Genomic DNA, 18,493 nt, shown 5'->3' with positions numbered 1-18,493 from the left:
ACACCGGAAAAGGAGTGTGCAGCGGAACTGTTTTCACTCTGGAGGCACCCACGCCCATGTCAGGTTCCCACAGTCACGCACCCGATTCACCCGGACGGGCATTTGCCATCGGTGTAACCCTCAATTTGGCCTTCGTTGCTGTCGAGGCCACCTTCGGCGTCATCTCCAACTCTCTGGCGCTAGTGGCGGATGCCGGCCATAACCTGAGCGACGTCCTCGGGTTGATGCTCGCCTGGGGGGCGAGCATCCTGGCTAGGCGAAAGCCGACAGCCCGCCACACCTATGGTCTGCGCAGTTCGTCCATCCTGGCAGCCCTCCTCAATGCCCTCCTCCTGCTCGTCGCCGTGGGCGCTATCGGATGGGAGGCTGTGCAGCGCGTCGGAGAGCCCGCTCCTGTCTCCAGCGTCACCATCATGGCGGTAGCCGGGGTGGGCATCATCATCAACACCGCCACGGCCATGCTCTTCTGGAAGGGCCGCAAGGACGACCTCAACATCCGGGGTGCATTCCTCCACATGGCTGCGGACGCAGGAGTGTCGCTCGGTGTCGTCCTGGCCGGCGCCCTCATCCATTTCACCGGATGGGCATGGCTCGACCCCGTGGTGACGCTCCTCATCGCAGTCCTCATTTTCTGGGGGACATGGGGACTACTCAAAGACTCCGTCAATCTCGCCTTGCATGCAGTGCCGCAGAACATCGACATGACCTTGGTACGGGAGCAGCTGAGCCGAGCACCTGGCGTCGTCGACGTGCATGACCTGCACGTCTGGGCCATAAGCACTACCGAGGCGGCCCTCACCGCGCATCTCGTCGTTCGGGGGATACAACTGGACGACCCGCTCCTCGACCGCATGAAGCGGCAACTCCACGATGAGTTCGGCATCGAGCACGTCACGCTCCAGGTGGAGGCGGGGCAGCTTTCCAACTGCTGCAACATCGCGCCCGCCGAGGAGCCTGTCGTGGCGCACCCTGGAGAGGAAAATCATGTCTGAGACGGCCACCTTCCCCGACGGAAGACTGCCGATTCTCAAACGGGCCAAGGCATTGACGCTGGTCACCGTGGGATGGAACCTCATCGAGGGCACCATCGCCGTGGCCGCAGCCCTCGCTGCCGGCAGCGTGGCGCTACTCGGCTTCGGAGTGGACAGCTTCGTGGAGAGCACTTCCGCAGCCATCATGCTGTGGCGCCTCTCGGCGGAGCGGCGAGCTCGGCGCACTCCCGGGGAACTGGAGCAACTGGACCGCCGCGCGCACCGGCTCATCGGACTGTCACTCTTCGCGCTGGCCGCATTCGTGGCATGGGAAGCATCGACATCGCTTCTGAACAGCGAGCGGCCCAAGACGAGCCTCGTCGGCCTCATTCTTGCGACTGTCTCACTGGCGGTAATGATGTGGCTCGCGCGCGCGAAAAAGCGGACCGCCGTGGCCCTGGGCAGCCGCGCCATGGAAGCCGATGCCCTCCAGACCACTGCGTGCTGGTGGCTGTCCCTCATCACCTTGGGTGGTATCGGCCTCAACGCGGCTTTCGGTTGGTGGTGGGCGGACCCAGTGGCCGCCCTTGGGATGACGCTCTTCCTTGTGAAGGAAGGCCGGGAAGCGTGGCGGGGCGAGGACACCTGCGCTGCGTGTCACTGACGCATCAGAAGGAGGCGCCTTGATGGAACCGAAGTTGCGAATTCATTTCGAGAAGGAACTGCGACAAGCCTCCGAGGCCGAGGCCAAAGGCCACCTCCAACTGGCGTGGCATTCGCTGGAACGCGCTCACATTCTGAGCCAGGCTCACGCGTGGCCTCATCTTCAGGTCCACCTAGCCATGTTCTGCTTCGCATGGAGGAGAGGAAACCTGAGCGAGCTGGCCGGACAGTTGCCCCGATTGCTGCTGGCCGCCCCTGGCTCCTGGCTCGGGCGCGCTCCCCTCGGCAACACCGGAGGCGCCAACGTGGGCATCTTCACGCCCATGCCCATTCCAGGGGACCTCCAGGCCATCTTCCAAGAAGCTGCCCGGCAGGAAGGGCAAGGGCCCCCCAGGCAGGCCCCCTGAACGAGGTGAATCCGTGCGCCAGCAAACCGTGACCACCAGCCGTATTGCCTTCTTCCACTAAAGTCACTACGAAGACACCGTGCTGCGCCTTCTGATGTTCATCGTGCTGGTCAACGGCCTCGTGCCTTCCTTCGGGGAGGCCGTCGAGATGGCCGTTCACTACGCGGCGTCCGGGCATCTCGCGCACTCCATTGCGGACGAGTCAGACCTGGGAGAGTCCAGCCGGGAGCACGGCTGTGGCCCAACCGAGCACCATTGCGGGTGCTGCCCCAGCCAGTCCGTCATTCCTGAATCCCTGCCGTCACCGGGTTGGGCCATCACGGTCAAACCGCCGAAGATTGTCGGGCAGAACCAGGAGGCGGCCGAGGAAGTGCGTCCCCGCCTCCTGCGTCCGCCTATATCGGCCTAACGGCCGGTTCGTGCGCCCCTCCACCTCCAGCCGTGCTGTGGCCGTGACGTCCCGCGGCCATGCGCGTGCGGCAATTCTCGCACGCTTACGGGGACTCTCGCTTCGAGAGACCGGGAGATAGGCCGCGCCTTCGCGCCGATGACGCGCGAACGGACCGGACGCATGTGCCTGCTCAGGCGTGCCCGGTACCGCCATGCGCGGCGCCGGCCTTGGGCCATCTCTCATCCACTCATCAGCTGCGGCTGACGCTGCAGGTGTGCTCGCGTCCTGACGGTCTGACTCCGCCGGTTCCGCACATCCTCCAGCCCAGGCGCGGCCCTACCTCTTTTCAATTTGGTGAGCGTCGTGTCTCCATCAATCCGTCTCATAAGTCTGCTCCCGCTCCTGCTCGTCGCGGTGCCGGCCTTCGCGGCCCGCCCTCTCACGATGGAGCAAGCTGTGGCACTCGCACTCGAACGCAGCCCCCGACTCATTTCCACCCAGGCCGATGCCGCCGCAGCTCGAGCTCAGCTTTCGGGAGCATCCCTCCTGTTCCAGACCAATCCGGACCTACAAGTCGCCGTCGGCCCACGCTTTCGCGCGAGTGGGAACAACGTCGACGTGGGCGCCGGGGTGAGCCAACAACTGGAACTCTTCGGCCAGCGCGGAGCGCGCAGGGACGCCGCAGCGGCGACACTTTCCGCGAGCGAGTCGCGCCTCGCGGTCTCTCAGGTAGAGCTCGCGGCCGAAGTGCGCCAAGCCTTCGGCAGGGCCCTCGCGGCCGAGCAGGAACTGCAACTGGCCAATGATGCACTCGTACTCGCAGAGCAGGGCCGGGATGCCGCAGAGCAGCGACTGCAGGCTGGAGCCGCCTCTCGCATCGAAGTGAACACCGCGCGGGTGGCGCTGGGCCAGACCCAGCGTGCCCGTGTTCGCGCCGTCCAGCGCCGGACGCAGGCCCTCGGAGAGCTGCGACTGCTGCTGGGCATCGAACCAACTGAGGACATCGCACCCGAAGGGAACCTGCGCGCGGAGGCGGCCGCGCCCCCAATCCTTTCCGTCCTCCTGGAGCGAGCGGCGGCGCAACGCGCGGACCTCAAGGCAGCCAAGGCCGAGTTGGAGGCAGCCCAGGCAGAGGTCCGGCTCGCCAGCCGGGGGGCGCTACCCCGCCCTCGATTGGGGGTGAGCTACAGCCAGGAGGAGGACGCCCAAATCGTCCAAGGCACACTCGGCATCGACCTGCCCCTCTTCAACCGCAACCAAGCGGCGCGAGGGATTAGCACGGCACGGGCGGCCCAGGCGGAGCGGGCGCTCGCCGCCACCGAACGCTTCGTGCGTTCCGAGGTGGTGCTCGCCCTCGAGCGCTACCGCACTGCCCTGTCAGCCGCGGAGGTGTTCGGCGGCGATGTGATGGCGGCCGTGCAAGAGAACTTAAAGCTGATCAATGAGGCCTATCGGGCCGGGAAGGTGGACTTCCTGGAGCTGCTCATCATCCGGCGCGAGGCCCTCGATACGAGCCGTAGCTACATCGAGGCCCTTGAGGAACTCAACGCCGCGGAGGCCCAACTCAAGAAAGTGGTGGGGAACATCCAATGAACGTTCACACGAATCTGTCCATCGTCCTGGCGGCGGCCCTTCTTCTGGCCAGTTGCTCCGACAAGAAGGCCGCCCCCCCCTCCGATGAAGCGAAGACGGCCCCGTCCGGCAAGGAGACGAAGGGCAAGCCCCACGCCGAAGAAGAGGGCCACGACCACGAGAAGGAAGAAGGCGAAACCCATGGTGAGGGGGGAGAAAAACATGACGAGGTCATCACCCTCACGCCAGAGGCGCTGCGCTCGGCGCAGCTCCAGTTGGCCCAGGCAGAGGCAAAGCCCCTCGTAACCGGCCTCATCGTGCCAGCGCGTATCACCTTCACCCAGCAAGGCGTAGCCAGAGTGGCCTCCCGCGTTCCAGGACGACTCGCCACCATCCAGGTAGCTCTCGGCCAGAAGGTGAAAAAGGGGGAGGTGCTGGGCCATCTCGAGAGCCCTGAGCTTGGCCAGGCGCGAGCGGACTACCTCTCCGCCGCGACCAAGGCGCGCGTGGCGGAGCAGAACTTCCGCCGGGAGAAGGATCTGCTTGCTAAAGGAATCACCAGCGAGCGGGACATGCGCGAGGCGGAAAGCACCTTCGTCACCGCCGAGGCGGAGCGCAACGCCGCCGACGGCCGGCTTCATGCGCTCGGCCTTTCCGACGGAGAAATCAGCACGCTGCGTAGCAACGAGCACTACAGCTCGCGCTTTCCGGCCATCAGCCCACTGACAGGCACGGTGGTGGAGATTTCGGGCACGGTGGGCCAGGCGGTGGAGGCGGCCACGTCCCTCTTCACGGTGGCGGACCTCACGGAACTCTGGGTGCAGTTGGACCTGACGGAGTCTCAGCTCCCGCAGGTCCATGCCGGTCAGCCGGTGGAAATCACCGTCCAAGCACGGGCGGGCCAGCGCTTCACGGGCCGCGTGGACTACATCGGAGACGTCGTTGATGAGAAGACTCGCACCATTCCGGTACGAGTCGTGGTGTCCAACACCGATGGGGCGCTCAAGCCGGGCATGTTCGCCCAGGCGGAAATCGCCACCACCTCGGGAGAGACACGAGACTCTGGCTCCGCCTCGCCCACACGCATCGTTGTCCCACGAGAGGCCGTGCAAAAGGTCGGCGAAGAGCAGGTGGTCTTCGTCCCAGCCGGCGAGAACCGCTTCCGCCCCGTCGAGGTCCAGACTGGCGCCAGTTCCGCCCAGGACGTGGAAATCCTCTCAGGTCTTCAGCCCGGTACCTCCTTCGTCACGCAAGGAGCCTTCATCCTCAAGTCCGAACTCTCGAAGGAGAGCATGGGCGAGGGCCACTCCCACTAGGCGGGCGCCATGTTCGACAGGCTCATCCACTTTTCCATCAAGAACCGCATCCTCATCTTCATCCTGACGGCGGTGCTCGTCGGCTTCGGCCTCAACGCGCTGCGCTCACTGCCCATCGACGCGGTACCGGACGTCACCAACGTGCAGGTCCAAATCCTCACATCCTCGCCGGGCCTTGGGCCCGTAGAGGTGGAGAGGTTCATCACCGTGCCCGTCGAGACCGCGATGAGCGGCTTGCCGGACACCGAGGAAATTCGCTCCGTCTCCAAGTTCGGGCTGTCCGTCGTCACCGTCGTCTTCAAGGACGAAGTGAACATCTACTTCGCGCGGCAGCTCATCCAGGAGCGGCTGACAGCGGCGCGCGAAAGCATCCCCGAAGGCTACGGCTCTCCGGAGATGGGGCCCATCTCCTCGGGCCTGGGAGAAATCTACCAGTTCGAAGTACGGGGCGAGGGTCAGGGCCCCATGGAGCTGCGCAGCATCCTGGAGTGGCAGGTTTCCCCGCGGCTACGTGCCGTGCCCGGCGTCGTCGAGGTCAACGCCTTCGGCGGAGAGCTCAAGACTTATGAGGTGCAGGTGGACCCCTCCAAGCTCACGGCCTACGGCCTGTCTCTGGGCCAGGTGTTCCAATCCCTGGAGGAGAACAACGCCAACGCCGGAGGCGCGTACATCGCACGCGGCCCGGAGCAGGTGCTCATCCGTGGCGAAGGCCTTGTGGAGACACTGGATGATATCCGCAGCATCGTCCTCTCCACGTCTCCACAAGGAGTCCCGGTCTATGTCCGAGACGTTGCCAACGTGGCGTTCGCTCCACAGGTCCGCCAGGGCGCTGTGACGCGTGACGGCCGGGGCGAGGCCGTCACGGGCATCGTGATGATGCTCATCGGGCAGAACTCGCGCGAGGTGGTCAACGACGTGAAGGCCGAGGTGGAGAAGATCCGCCCCACCCTGCCTCCTGGCGTCACCATCGACACCTTCTACGACCGCACGGACCTCGTCCGGAAAACCATCCAAACGGTGGCGAAGAACCTCGTCGAGGGCGGTCTGCTCGTCATCGTCGTGCTCTTCGTCATGCTGAGAAACCTGCGCGCGGGACTCCTGGCCGCCGCGGCCATTCCCCTGTCCATGCTCTGCGCCTTCATCGGGATGCGGGCGCTGGGCGTCTCCGGAAACCTGATGTCCCTGGGAGCCATCGACTTCGGCCTCATCGTCGACGGCGCGCTCATCATCGTGGAGAACGCGGTGCGGCACATTTCGGAGCAGAGCCACACGCTGGGCCGGGCCCTCACGCGTGAGGAGCGCGACGAAGTCGTCTATCGCAGCGCGGTGGAGGTGAGACAGGCGGCCGCGTTCGGTGAAGTCATCATCGGCGTGGTCTATCTGCCCATCCTCGCCCTGAGCGGCATCGAGGGGAAGATGTTCAAGCCCATGGCCATCACGGTCATCTGCGCCTTGGCGGGGGCCTTCGTCCTGTCACTCACCTTCATCCCGGCCCTCGCCTCCGTCCTGCTTCCCCGAAGGGCGAAGGAGCAGGAGAGCTTCATCGTCCGCGGGGCGCGCCGTGTCTACGAGCCCGCGCTGTCCTGGTGCCTCCGGCGGCGCGGGGTGGTGGTGGGCATCGCGGGAGGCCTGCTCGCGGTGAGCCTGGCCACGGTGCCCTTCCTGGGTGCGGAGTTCATTCCCCGGCTGGATGAGGGAGCCCTCGCGCTGCAGGCTTGGCGTGTGCCCTCGGTCTCGCTGGAGGAGTCGGTGCGACAGACGGGCCTCATCGAAAAGGTGCTCAAGCGATTTCCCGAGGTCACCACCGTAATCTCCCGTACGGGGCGCGCGGAGATAGCGACAGACCCCATGGGCGTGGAGATCAGCGACATCTTCGTCATGCTCAAACCGCATGAGGAGTGGACGACGGCGGAGGACCGCGAGGGGCTCATCGCCCGCTTCAACGAAGCGCTCACGAAGGAGGTGCCCGGCACCCTCTTCAGCTACTCGCAACCCATCGAACTTCGGGTCAGCGAGCTCATCTCCGGCGTGCGCTCGGACGTGGCACTCAAGCTCTATGGCGAGGACCTGGACGTGCTGAAACAGACGGGAGACAAGCTCGCCGCCGCGCTGGCCAAGGTCCCAGGCGCCGCAGACGTCAAGGCCGAGCAGGTGGCGGGGCTCCCTGTCGCGCGCATCCAGATAGACCGGCAGGCCATCTCCCGCTACGGCATCAACGCCCGGCAGGTGCTGGACACCATCGAGGCCATCGGTGGCAAGGAGGTGGGAACGGTGCTGGAGGGCCAGCGGCGCTTCGCGCTCCAGGTGCGCTTCGCACCAGGCGCTCGGCAGAGCGTGGAGCAACTCGAGGGAATCCGCGTGGCCAGCCCTTCCGGACAACTCATCCCGCTCTCACAGCTCGCGCGCATTGTCGTGGAGGAAGGCCCCGCCCAGGTGAGCCGGGAGAACATCCAGCGACGACTCACCATCGAGGCCAACGTGCGCGGGCGAGACCTCCAGAGCTTCGTCACGGAGGCCCAGTCGGTCATCGCGCGCGAGGTCAAGCTGCCGACGGGCTACTGGGTGAGCTGGGGCGGACAGTTCGAGAACCTCCAGTCCGCGTCGAGCCGGCTCGCAATCGTGGTGCCCCTCACCCTCTTCCTCATCTTCGTGTTGCTCTACACCACGTTCAACGCGGTGCGGCCGGCCCTCCTCATCTACCTCAACATCCCCTTCGCGGTGACAGGTGGACTGCTGGCGCTCTTGGTGCGGGGAATGCCGCTGTCCATCTCCGCGGCAGTGGGCTTCATCGCCCTCTTCGGAGTGGCGGTGCTCAACGGACTGGTCCTGGTGGCCTACATCCTAAAGCTGCGTCAGGACGGCCTGTCGCCGGCCCAGGCCGCCCACGACGCGGCCCACGTGCGCCTTCGGCCGGTCCTCACCACCGCGCTGGTGGCCTCGCTGGGCTTTCTCCCCATGGCATTCTCCACCGGGGCCGGCGCGGAGGTGCAGAAGCCGTTGGCCACCGTCGTCATCGGCGGGCTCTTCAGCTCCACGCTGCTCACGCTGCTGGTCCTGCCCACCGTCTACACCTGGTTCGACCGCGGCCGCCCCAAGGTCGTCCCCGTCCCCCCAGAACAGTCCCCTGCACCCACGGGACACTCTCCGGTCGCCGAAGGAGGGGCCGCATAAAGGGCTGTGCCTACCGAAAACTCGGTCGCTGCGTCATGGGGGCATCTGTTCAGCATCCGGCAGTGCGACAAGGCAGGCTAGGTCATCAACCCAGCCTGCCAAGACCACGGCCCAGCCTGCCCCCTGCTTCAGGCTGGGCGCCCTCCCCGTGAACGGCCACCGGCGCGCGGCTTTGAGCGACGCCCACCACCGGAATGCACGGCCGGCAGGGCTTCCGCCGGGGGCCACAGGCAGGACCGAACCGTACCGGCGTAGGTGGTAGTCGAGCATGGGGCAGCACCAGGACCCGCATGTCCCGCCCAGACCTGTGCGAGGCATACCTACTCCCTCCCCTTCTGAAGGATGCTGGACGCCATCCCCAATCCGCGCTACTCGGGGAAACAGCCGCAGGGAAGTTTGCGGAGACTCAATCGGCCCCCGAATTTTCCCGACTTCGCCTAACCCCAGGATTTTTCTCGTGTTTTCCGTCGCAGTCTCTGGAGAGGGCGCAGAGAACGAGTTCGCGCAGGGCTTCGTTCGGGGAGCTGAACGAAGGGTCCTATCGATTCCGATAGGGCCCTTTTTTCTTTCCAGCATCACGCGTCGAGCCACGGGCCTGGGGCCTGGCGCCGGGCGGTTGCTGGGTCGGAGGAGGGGCGCCGCGAGCGACCAGGGAGCCGTGCTCCGACGGACACCTGGACTCGAATCCCAAGGCCCCCCGTGTCCCGGGTGGTATGAAGCGCCCGTGCGTTGGCTCAAGCCCCTCCCGCTCCGCCCCCGCGACACCGTCCACGTCGTCGCCCCCGCAGGCCCCTTCGACCGCCCGCTGTTCGAGGCCGGCCTCGCCTTCATCGCCGAGCGCTACACCCCCTCGCTCCGCCCGGACATCTCCTCCGTCCACCGCTACCTCGCCGGTGACGACGCCCGCCGCGCCCAGGAGCTCGGCCACGCCCTGACGGACCCCTCCGCCCGCGCCATCTTCTGCGCCCGCGGCGGCTACGGCAGCGCCCGCCTTCTGCCGCACCTGCCCCTCGCCGACGCCGCCCCCAGCCTCTTCACCGGCTTCTCGGACCTGACCTCCGTCCACGGCGCCCTCCAGGCCCTCGGCCGCGTCTCCATCCACGGGCCCGTCCTCACCCAGCTCGGCAAGCAGCCCCCCGAGGTCCGCGAGTACTTCTTCCGCCTCCTCGAATCCCCCGAGCCCCCGCCACCCCTCACGGGCTCGGCCACCTACGTCCCCGGCTCCGCCGAGGGCCACCTCGTCGGCGGCAACCTCTCCGTCCTCGCCTGCCTCCTGGGCACCCCGTACCTGCCGCCCCTCGATGGCGCCGTGCTCCTCCTCGAGGACGTCACCGAGCGCCCCTACCGCCTCGACCGCATGTGGACCCAGCTGCGCCTCGCCGGCGTCTTCTCCCGCGTGCGCGGCATCGTCCTCGGTGACTTCACCTCCTGCGAGGAGCGCAACGCGGAGTACTCCAGCGCCGACGTCCTCCGGGGGCTCGCGCAGGAAGCGGGCCTGCCCTGCGCCGCGGGCTTCCCCATCGGCCACGGCACCCTCAACTACCCCGTGGCTCTCGGCACCCAGGTCCACCTGGACGCGGACGCCGCGCGCCTCACCTTCCTCGAAGGAGCCGTGCGCCCATGAGCGCCCCTCCCGAACAACACCCTGTCGCCGTCCTCCAGACGCTGCTCGACGAGGCCGTGGGCATCGGCGTCTTCCCCGCCGCCCAGGCCGTTGTCCTCCACCGCGGCGTCCAGGTCTTCGGTGGCGTCGCCGGCAAGGCCTCGGGCGACACCCGCTTCGACCTCGCCTCGCTCACCAAGGTCGTCAGCACCACCGCCCTGTTCCTGCGCCTGTGGACCGAAGGCAAGGTGGGCCCCGACACCCTCGTGTCCCGCTTCTTCCCAGGCTCCCCCGTGGGCGACGCGGGCGCCACCGTCTCGGACCTGCTCTACCACCGCTCCGGCCTGCCCCCCTTCGTCCCGTTCTTCGCCCAGGCCCTCACCCAGCACCCCGCGCTGCTCGATGCCGCCTGTCCCTCGGCCACGCGCGTTCAGGTCCGTGAAGAGGTCCTCCAGGCCGCCGCCGCCACGCCGCTCGCCGCGCCGCCTCGCACGCGCACGGCCTACAGCGACGTGGGCTTCATCCTCCTCGGCGAAATCCTCTCGCGCGCGGCCAACGCCCCGCTCGACACGCTCTTCTCCCGCCACGTCGCCGAGCCCCTCGGCCTCCAGGCCCGCTTCCACCGACTCACCGACTTCCCCGCGGACTCCACGCCCGCTCCCACGGGCGCGACGCGCCCCCGCGAGCCCGCGCCGGGACAGGAGACGCTGTGGAAGGACGTGCCCTCCGCGCCCACGCGCCTGGGTGAAGTCGACGACGACAACGCCTGGGTGATGGACGGCGTCGCCGGACACGCGGGCCTGTTCGGCACCGCCGTGGACGTGGCGCGGTTCGGCCAGGCCGTGCTCGAGGGCTGCGCGGGGACGAGCCCCGTGATTGCTCCCGGGCCCCTGTGGTACCGCGTGCTCGCCACGGACCCGCTGGTGGCGGGCAGCACGCGCTCGATGGGCTTCGACTCGCCGTCTCAAGTGGGCTCCAGCGCGGGCCGCTTCGTGGGCGACTCACCTCCGGGGGCCGTCGGGCACCTGGGCTTCACTGGAACGAGCCTCTGGGTGGACCTGCGCCGCTCGCTGGTGGTGGCGCTGGTCACCAACCGCGTGGCGAATGGCCGCCAGGAGCTGCGCATCCGCGACTTCCGACCCGTCTTCCATGACTTCGTCGTGGAGGCGCTCGGCCTCACCGCCATCTCGCAGGGAACGCATGGCTGACGACAACGGTAACGTCCTCGACACCCTCGAGCCCGGCAGTGTGCGCCGCGTCCACCTGGTGGGCGTGGCGGGCACCGGCATGGGCTCCTTCGCCGGCATGCTCAAGGCCGCCGGCTACGAAGTCACCGGCAGCGACGAGAATGTCTACCCACCCATGAGCGACATGCTCAAGGCGTGGGGCATCCCCGCCGCCTCGCCCTACCGTCCGGAGAACCTGGACGCGGCGAACCCCGACCTCGTCATCATCGGCAACGTCATCCGCCGCGTGAATCCCGAGGCCACCGCCGTCCGCGAGCGCGGCCTCCAGCAGATGAGCTTCCCCGCCGCGCTGGGCTCGCTCTTCCTCGCGCGCTCGCACTCCATCGTCGTCGCCGGCACCCACGGGAAGACCACCACGTCGTCCCTCATGGCCCACGTGCTCGTCGAGGCGGGGAAGGACCCGTCCTTCCTCGTGGGCGGCGTCACCCAGAACTACGCGGGCAACTACCGGGTGGGGAAGGGCGCGCACTTCGTCGTCGAGGGCGACGAGTACGACACCGCCTACTGGGACAAGGGCTCCAAGTTCCTCCACTACCGCCCGCGCACCGCCATCCTCACCAGCGTGGAGTTCGACCACGCGGACATCTTCCGCGACCTGCCCCACTACGAGGCCACGTTCGAGAAGTTCGTGCGCCTCATCCCCGAGGACGGCCAGCTCGTCGTCTGCGCCGCGTACCCCAACGCGGTGAAGCTCTCGCGTGAGGGCTGCAAGGGCCGCGTCGTCACGTACATCGCCAAGGAGGGCGCGGACGCGGACTACGTCCCCAAGAGCGTCACCTTCGGCCCCGAGGGCGCGCGGTTCGAGGTCGTCGAGCGCGGCGCCGTGCTCGGCACCGTGACGCTGCCCATGGGCGGACTGCACAACGTGGAGAACGCACTCAGCGTCATCGCCGCCGCGCGGGGGCTGGGCCTGTCCTTCGACGAAATCGCCAGCGGCCTGGCCACGTTCCGCGGCGTGAAGCGTCGGCAGGAGCCTCGCGGCGAGCCCGGTGGAATCCTGGTGGTGGACGACTTCGCGCACCACCCGACGGCCGTGCGCGAGACCATCGCCGCCATCCACCACCGCTACCCCACGCGCCGGCTGTGGGCCATCTTCGAGCCCCGCTCCAACACCAGCCGCCGCAACATCCACCAGGAGGACTACGCCCACGCCTTCACCGGCGCGGCCCGCGCCAGCCTCAAGGTGCCCGAGCGCCACGACAAGGTGCCCGTGGGCGAGGAGCTCGACGTGCGCAAGCTCGTCGCGGACCTGCAGGCGCAGGGCATCGCCGCCGAGGGCTCCACCGACGTGCAGGCCATGGTCGACCTGGTCGCCCGCGAGTCGCGGCCCGGGGACATCCTCCTGGTCATGAGCAACGGCGCCTTCGGTGGCTTCATCGAGAAGCTGCTCGCGGCGTTGAAGGCCCGCTTCGGGGAGGGGACCTGACATGCGCCTGTGCCTGCCCGTCGTCCTCGGTGCCCTGTCGCTCGCCGGCTGTGCCCGTGCTCCGTCGATGCCGCCCCTCACGCAGCCGGCGCCCTCGGGCGTCGACGCGAAGGGTGCGGAGGACCGCAACGCGCCGCTCGTCTTCCAGGTGAAGCGCTACCCGGGCGGCGAGCCGTATGACCTGGCCAGCGACAAGGGCAGCGTGGTGCTGCTCGACGTGTGGGCCACGTGGTGCGAGCCCTGCAAGGACGCGCTGCCCTTCTACGAGAACCTCCAGCGCGAGTACGCGAACAAGGGCCTCAAGGTCTACGCGCTCAACATCGACGAGGACTCGCGCGCCATCCCCGCGTTCCTGAAAGAGGTGAAGGTGGGCCTGCCCATCCTCCTCGACGAGAACGCCCAGGTGGCCGAGCGCACCCTCAAGGTGCGCGGCATGCCCACGACGTACTTCATCGACCGGCGCGGCGTCGTCCGTCATGTCCACGAGGGCTTCAACGAGGAGTTCCTCACCAAGTACCAGTCGGAGCTCGAGGCGCTGCTCGCCGAGCCCGCGCCGTGAGCCGTGGGAGTCCGAATGTCTGACGACAGCCCCGCCGAGCTGCGCCGCACCGCGGAGGAGGGGGCGCGCCTCGCCGGTCGAATCCTCGCCGACCGCTTCCTCGGCGAGCGCGTCATCGAGCTCAAGGGTGGCATCGACCTGGTGACGGACGCGGACCGTGCCTCCGAGGAGGCGCTGCTCGCGTTCATCCGTGAGCGACACCCCACGCACGCCATCCTCGCGGAGGAGAGCGGCGCGTCGGCGGGCTCGGACGGACTGCGGTGGCTGGTGGACCCGCTCGACGGCACCACCAACTACGCCCACCGCGTGCCGCACTTCTGCGTCAGCGTCGCCGTGGAGTCGAAGGACGGCGTCGTGGCGGGCGCCGTGTACGACCCGATGCTGGACGAGCTCTTCTCCGCCGCGAGAGGGCAGGGCGCCACGCTCAACGGACGTCCCCTGCGCGCCAGCGCCGTGGACCGGTTGGACCGCGCGCTGTTGTGCACGGGCTTTCCCTACGACGTGCGCGAGAATCCCGAGGGCCCCGTGGGGCTCTTCACCCGCTTCGTGCTGCGCGCCCAGGGCATGCGCCGCACGGGCAGCGCCGCCATGGACCTGGCCTACGTGGCCGCGGGCCGCTTCGACGGGTTCTTCGAGTTCGGGCTCAAGCCCTGGGACATCGCCGCGGGCTCGCTGCTGGTGGAGGAGTCCGGAGGCGTCATCCGCCACGTCACGGGGGCTCCCTTCAACGTGATGCGCGGAGACGTCATCGCCTCCGCGCCCGCCCTGGCCCCGGAGCTGCTCTCCGAGGCCAGTCACTTCATCGACGAGCTGGGCTGGACGCCCCGCCCCTGAGGCTCAGCCGCGCAGCTCGGACAGCGCCCGCGCGAAGGCGCTCGTGGTGGCCCCCTGCGCCCCCACTTCCTTGCCGTGCTTCTTCGACTTGTCGTTGTTCATCTTGCGGTGGGCCTCATCGCGGGCGGCCTTCTCCTGCTGCGTGGCCTTGTCCTCGATGTCCTTGCCCTTGTCGGTGAGCGCGTCCGCCGCCTTCTTGCCCAGGTCGGACGCCTTCTTCGCCGAATCCACCACGCCCATCAGCGACCACTGCTCCGCGAGCGACGCCTGCACCGCCTGGCGCAGCTCCTCCGCGCTGTGGCCCACCGTGGGCGCCGCGACGTGGCCCGCCTCGGCCAGCTTCGGAAGATCGCTCGACGAAATCAGCCCTGCCTCGGTCGACAGCTTCGACATGTGATGCCCCCTCGCTGCTTCCTGGGTTTCCCATGGCCCAGGAAAATTACAGCGTTATCAGTTTAACGAGGCGTCGAGGAAATCCGCAAGATGCCGGGAGATGGGCAGGCCGGTGTGCTGCTCGAACCACATGAAGCCCGGGCAGGTATTCACCTCCAGGCAGACCCAGTCCTCGGGTCGAGAGGAGCCACCCGGAGGCTCGATGACGTCGATGCCGGCCAGGTCCAGGCCGAGCGCGCGGGACAGCTGGCGGCAGGCCTGGGCGACGGGCTCGGGCAGCTCCGCCGCGTCCAGGCTCACCGCGTGGCCCGTCATGTCGGGGTGGCGGTAGTCCAGGGCCTGCGTCACCGCGCGGCAGGCCAGCACGTGGTGGGCGCCGATGACGTGGGCGCGGACATTGTTGCCGGGGATGCGCTGTTGGAACTGGTGCGGCGCCAGCGGCTTGCCGGGTCGGGCCGAGGCGCGGGTGGCCTCCCACGACACCTGCTTCACGAGGGAGCGCTCGTCGCTGACGGACTTGATGACGGGGTCTCCGTCCAGTCCTCGCGCGAAGTGCTCCCAGCGCTCCCAGGTGCCTCCGGCGAGGGTGTCCGGCACGCGCAGGCCCGAGGCGAGGATGGCGGCGTACTGACACGGCTTGCTGCCATTGGAGAGCATCGCGGTGGCGCGGTTGGCCACGGGCCCGGGGAACAGGTCCAGGAGCGCCGCGGCGTGGGCCTGCTCGGCGCGGACTTGGGGCGTGGGCGCCTGCTCGAGGTTGCCCGTCCCTAGCCGCGAGTAGATGCCGGAGATGCGCTCCAGCCCGACACTCCACGTGGGGAAGCACACCGCGCCGCGCAGACGGCCCAGTCCCGGAGGTCCCTGCGGCAACTCCAGCTCGAGGCGAACGTCGACGCCCAGGTGGCGCTCGTCCACGAAGAGGTACTCGCGTCCGGTGTCGGTGAGGTGCTTCAAGAAGAACGCCGTGAGCAGCTCGTCCACGGGCCCCATGACGAGGATCATCGCGCGACCTCCGTGCTCGTGAGCCGCTCGGCGAGGAAGCGCTCCACCTGCGCCAGGGCCGCGGCGTCCTCCTGCGCCAGCAGGCGCTCCAGGCTCTCGGGCGACGTGCCCAACTGGAGGGCCGTCCAGCGCGGAGCCTCTGGTGTGCCCGACGTCACCAGGAGGACCTCGAGGACCTCCGCGCCGCAGTCCGCGGCCAGTCGCGTGAGGTCCGCTTCCAGCGAGGGAGAGAGGACGGGCGGCGACTCCTCGAACTCCAGCGGCCAGAGCGTGACGTGCGAGCCCATCACCAGGGCCTGCCTCAGCGGGCCGGGCTCGGGCACCGTCCACCACACTTCACCCTGCCGCGTCCCCACCTCCTCGGGCCAGCGGGTCCACCGCTGTCCGTCCTCGGGCGGTGTGCCCAGGTGGAAGTGGGGTGGCGCGAGGACACTCGTGGCCTCGGGCAACGGCAGCTTCTGTGCAATCACCCGCCACATCGCCGTCGTCCACAGCGGTGAGAGCAGACCGCGTCGGTTGATGACCCGCGCGGGACAGCATGTGTGGAAGCCGTCGCGCAGGGCCTCGTGCTCCGAGCGCAGGTAGTCGCTCTCCGCTGGCGGCAGCGCGCCCTCGGACAGGCACCAGAGGACATCCTCGGGCCCCAGCTCCAGCTCACCCCACGGGCCGATGAGCCCCGCGTGGAAGCGTCCGCCGACCACCTCCACCCACGGCGTGACAGCGCCGCCCCATTCCTCCAGCGACACTTCGACGACACGCACGTCCGCGTGAGTGGCCTGTGCGCGGAGCACGTCACGCACGAAGGGAAACGACTCGGAGCCGATGAGCACGAGGTGGCGCATGCACCTCGCAGTCTGCACCGCGCGAGCACACCGCGACGAGACGGGTGCGAAGCGACCTGAGCAGGTCCGCGGGAACTCGGAGCCGAGTTCCTTGAACGAGACCGCGGCGGGTCGAGTCTTGCCTAGAAGAAGCTCTCCGGCACGAAGACGATGTCGCCGGGCTGGAGCATGAAGTTCTTCTCCCGCCCCACGCCGATGTCCTCGACGGGCACGCGAATCTTGCGCTCCTGCCCATCCACCACGCGCGTCACCAGCGTGTTGTTCTTCGCCGCCAGCTTGGTGAAGCCACCCGCGAGGGTAATCGCCTGGACGATGGACATCTCACCATCCACGGGGAAGGTGCCGGGCTTCTGCACCTCGCCGAAGACGAACACCTTCTGCGAGTTGTACTCGCGGATCAGCACCGACACCTGCGGCCTGCGCACGTAGCGCGACAGGCACTCGCGCAGCGCGTCCGCCGCGGTGCTGGGCGTCTTCCCGCGCAGCGGCACCTTGCCGCACAGCGGATAGTCGATGGTGCCCTCGGGGGACAGGCGCCAGGTGCCCGAGTGCTCGGGCTCCTGGAACACGCGCACCTCCACCACGTCACCAGGCCCCAGCGTGCCGCCTCCCGTTCGGGCCTCACCGGCCTCCGCGGCGGGCGTGGGCACGGGCGGAGGAGGGCGCTGCGCGGAGCCGAAGCACGCGGACAGCACGCCGGACAGCAGCACGACGAGGGACAGGCGGAGCGTTCTCATCCGGGAGGAGACCCAGGTAGGGGAGGGTGCCCGGTGGCTCGGGCGCTCAGTACGTCACGGCGAGGCGAGCATACCCCTCGTGCCGCGTGTAGTTCAGGCCGCCGCCCTCCACGTTGGAGGAGCGCTTGCTCAGCGTGTAGCCGAAGGCGCCGGTGAGCCACGGACGGAACTGGTACTCGGGCCCCGCGTCCACCGTCACCACCGTGTCCCCACGGCTGCCCTCGAAGCTCAGGAAGTCCACCATGCCCGCCACGCGCACGGTCAGCTTGCCGCCCCACAGGGCCCGCGCCTCGGCGTAGCCCCGGTCGTCCCGGAACGTGCCGTACGCCGCCACCGGCTCCAGCATGCGCAGGTAGCCGCCCTTGAAGGTCAACGTCTGGCTGTACAGGTACGTGCCCTCCAGCTGGGCAATCACCGTCCCGCCGCTCACGTCACCGAAGGTCTGCGCCCAGCCCGCCTTCGCCGTCACCGCGACCTTGGGGGAGACCAGGCCCGCCACGCCCACCATCGCGCGCAGCACCTGGGCATCCGGCCCGCCGTCGTTGAAGTAGCGGCGCACGTCCACGCCCGTGTCGAGCACGAAGGCCGTCTTCGGCAGGAAGCGCCAGCGGCTCTCCAGCCCCAGGTGCAGGTTGCCGTAGTCGAATTGGTCCGCGCGCACGGGGTCGCAGACGCCGTCGCCGCAGTCCACCGGGGCCTGGGCGGCCAGGGGCTCGAAGAACTCCACCGCGTAGGCGACGTTGGGCGTCACCTCCACCGCGCCGCCGCCCGGCTTCCACGGCATCTTCACGCGCGCCTCGTTGTAGAGGCTCAGGATTCCCGCCGCGATGGCCGCCGTGCGCGTGCGGTCCGAGCGCACGAACTGGTCCGACAGCTCCAGCGACAGCGGAGCCTCCGGGTTGAGGCGCGCCGACAGGTCCGCCGCGCCCTCCATGTGAGAGGCCGCCTTCGAGCCCGGCGTCATCAAGCCGGTGAAGAGCACGTAGTCCAGGTTGGCGTTCAGGTTGAACGCGAGCTTCTGCGACGGGATGTCCAGCTTGAATCCCGGCCGGAAGCGCAGCGCCACCTCACCGGACAAGTCGGGGGACACGCCGCCGGGATAGTTCTCGCCTTGCGTGCGGCCGAAGTAGCCCACGCCGCTGTCCACCCGCGTCTCCAGCTCGAAGTACGGGTGCAGCCGGCCGTTGCCCACCTTGATGCCATTGCCGCCCGTGGCGGGCGCGGAGAGCGCTTCCTGGGCGGAGGCCACGCCGGCGTGCGCTGTCAGCGCCAGCCCGCAGACCGTGCCCCAGAATGTCCCTCGCAGCGTCATGACTTGGATTGGCTTCCCGCGACTCGGGGCGTCATAGCACGCGCGTT

17 protein-coding genes are annotated in these 18,493 nt (G+C 68.5%); 12 read left to right on the top strand and 5 right to left on the bottom strand.

The features are described 5' to 3' along the window. Window positions 1-56 precede the first annotated feature (56 nt). The 12 genes from K8625_RS33490 to K8625_RS33435 all read left to right on the top strand — a co-directional run bounded on the left by K8625_RS33490 (window position 57) and on the right by K8625_RS33435 (window position 14,160). A complete protein-coding gene (locus tag K8625_RS33490; RefSeq protein WP_223738404.1) occupies window positions 57-992 on the top strand; it encodes a cation diffusion facilitator family transporter in 936 nt (311 codons plus the stop codon). Beyond that, window positions 985-1,635 (top strand): cation diffusion facilitator family transporter, encoded by a 651-nt coding sequence (locus tag K8625_RS33485; RefSeq protein ID WP_223738403.1) that lies wholly within the window; start codon window positions 985-987, stop codon window positions 1,633-1,635. Before K8625_RS33490 ends, K8625_RS33485 begins: the two co-directional genes overlap by 8 nt. A 22-nt stretch (window positions 1,636-1,657) precedes the next feature. Then, a complete protein-coding gene (locus K8625_RS33480; RefSeq protein ID WP_223738402.1) occupies window positions 1,658-2,041 on the top strand; it encodes a DUF3703 domain-containing protein in 384 nt (127 codons plus the stop codon). A gap of 79 nt (window positions 2,042-2,120) precedes the next feature. Next, the gene (locus K8625_RS33475) at window positions 2,121-2,450 is read left to right on the top strand and encodes a hypothetical protein (protein WP_223738401.1); all 330 of its coding nucleotides are present in this window, start codon (window positions 2,121-2,123) and stop codon (window positions 2,448-2,450) included. A gap of 438 nt (window positions 2,451-2,888) precedes the next feature. Next, the gene (locus K8625_RS33470) at window positions 2,889-4,025 is read left to right on the top strand and encodes a TolC family protein (protein ID WP_370639877.1); all 1,137 of its coding nucleotides are present in this window, start codon (window positions 2,889-2,891) and stop codon (window positions 4,023-4,025) included. Continuing rightward, a complete protein-coding gene (locus tag K8625_RS33465; RefSeq protein ID WP_223738400.1) occupies window positions 4,022-5,320 on the top strand; it encodes an efflux RND transporter periplasmic adaptor subunit in 1,299 nt (432 codons plus the stop codon). The genes K8625_RS33470 and K8625_RS33465 overlap by 4 nt, the downstream gene beginning before the upstream one ends. A 9-nt stretch (window positions 5,321-5,329) precedes the next feature. After that, window positions 5,330-8,491: an efflux RND transporter permease subunit gene (locus K8625_RS33460; RefSeq protein WP_223738399.1), complete on the top strand. Its 3,162-nt coding sequence runs from the start codon at window positions 5,330-5,332 to the stop codon at window positions 8,489-8,491. A gap of 724 nt (window positions 8,492-9,215) precedes the next feature. Further along, a complete protein-coding gene (locus K8625_RS33455) occupies window positions 9,216-10,115 on the top strand; it encodes an LD-carboxypeptidase (protein ID WP_223784985.1) in 900 nt (299 codons plus the stop codon). Then, on the top strand, window positions 10,112-11,302 hold the full coding sequence (locus tag K8625_RS33450) for a serine hydrolase (protein WP_223784984.1): 1,191 nt from the start codon (window positions 10,112-10,114) through the stop codon (window positions 11,300-11,302). Before K8625_RS33455 ends, K8625_RS33450 begins: the two co-directional genes overlap by 4 nt. Beyond that, the gene (gene mpl, locus K8625_RS33445) at window positions 11,295-12,767 is read left to right on the top strand and encodes a UDP-N-acetylmuramate:L-alanyl-gamma-D-glutamyl-meso-diaminopimelate ligase (RefSeq protein WP_223784983.1); all 1,473 of its coding nucleotides are present in this window, start codon (window positions 11,295-11,297) and stop codon (window positions 12,765-12,767) included. Before K8625_RS33450 ends, mpl begins: the two co-directional genes overlap by 8 nt. A 1-nt stretch (window position 12,768) precedes the next feature. Further along, entirely contained in the window at window positions 12,769-13,326 is a 558-nt protein-coding gene (locus K8625_RS33440) for a TlpA disulfide reductase family protein (RefSeq protein WP_141332040.1), read from the top strand. 15 nt (window positions 13,327-13,341) lie between these two features. Next, window positions 13,342-14,160: an inositol monophosphatase family protein gene (locus tag K8625_RS33435; RefSeq protein ID WP_223784982.1), complete on the top strand. Its 819-nt coding sequence runs from the start codon at window positions 13,342-13,344 to the stop codon at window positions 14,158-14,160. Window positions 14,161-14,163: 3 nt separating this feature from the next. On the opposite strand, the gene K8625_RS33430 is transcribed toward K8625_RS33435, so the two are convergent. The 5 genes from K8625_RS33430 to K8625_RS33410 form a co-directional block, all read right to left on the bottom strand. Continuing rightward, a complete protein-coding gene (locus K8625_RS33430) occupies window positions 14,164-14,553 on the bottom strand; it encodes a hypothetical protein (protein WP_223784981.1) in 390 nt (129 codons plus the stop codon). Window positions 14,554-14,610: 57 nt separating this feature from the next. Beyond that, the gene (locus K8625_RS33425) at window positions 14,611-15,555 is read right to left on the bottom strand and encodes a RimK family alpha-L-glutamate ligase (RefSeq protein WP_223784980.1); all 945 of its coding nucleotides are present in this window, start codon (window positions 15,553-15,555) and stop codon (window positions 14,611-14,613) included. After that, window positions 15,552-16,397: a hypothetical protein gene (locus K8625_RS33420; RefSeq protein WP_223784979.1), complete on the bottom strand. Its 846-nt coding sequence runs from the start codon at window positions 16,395-16,397 to the stop codon at window positions 15,552-15,554. The genes K8625_RS33425 and K8625_RS33420 overlap by 4 nt, the downstream gene beginning before the upstream one ends. 122 nt (window positions 16,398-16,519) lie before the next feature. Next, window positions 16,520-17,134, bottom strand: a complete 615-nt coding sequence (locus K8625_RS33415; protein ID WP_141332045.1) for a polysaccharide biosynthesis/export family protein — start codon at window positions 17,132-17,134, stop codon at window positions 16,520-16,522. 46 nt (window positions 17,135-17,180) lie between these two features. Then, entirely contained in the window at window positions 17,181-18,446 is a 1,266-nt protein-coding gene (locus K8625_RS33410) for a hypothetical protein (RefSeq protein WP_223750547.1), read from the bottom strand. Window positions 18,447-18,493: the final 47 nt, after the last annotated feature.

This window comes from Myxococcus sp. AS-1-15, from assembly GCF_020037055.1.
In the GTDB taxonomy this organism is placed as follows: Bacteria; Myxococcota; Myxococcia; order Myxococcales; family Myxococcaceae; genus Myxococcus; species Myxococcus fulvus.
This window is presented reverse-complemented; position numbering and strand designations above follow the sequence as displayed.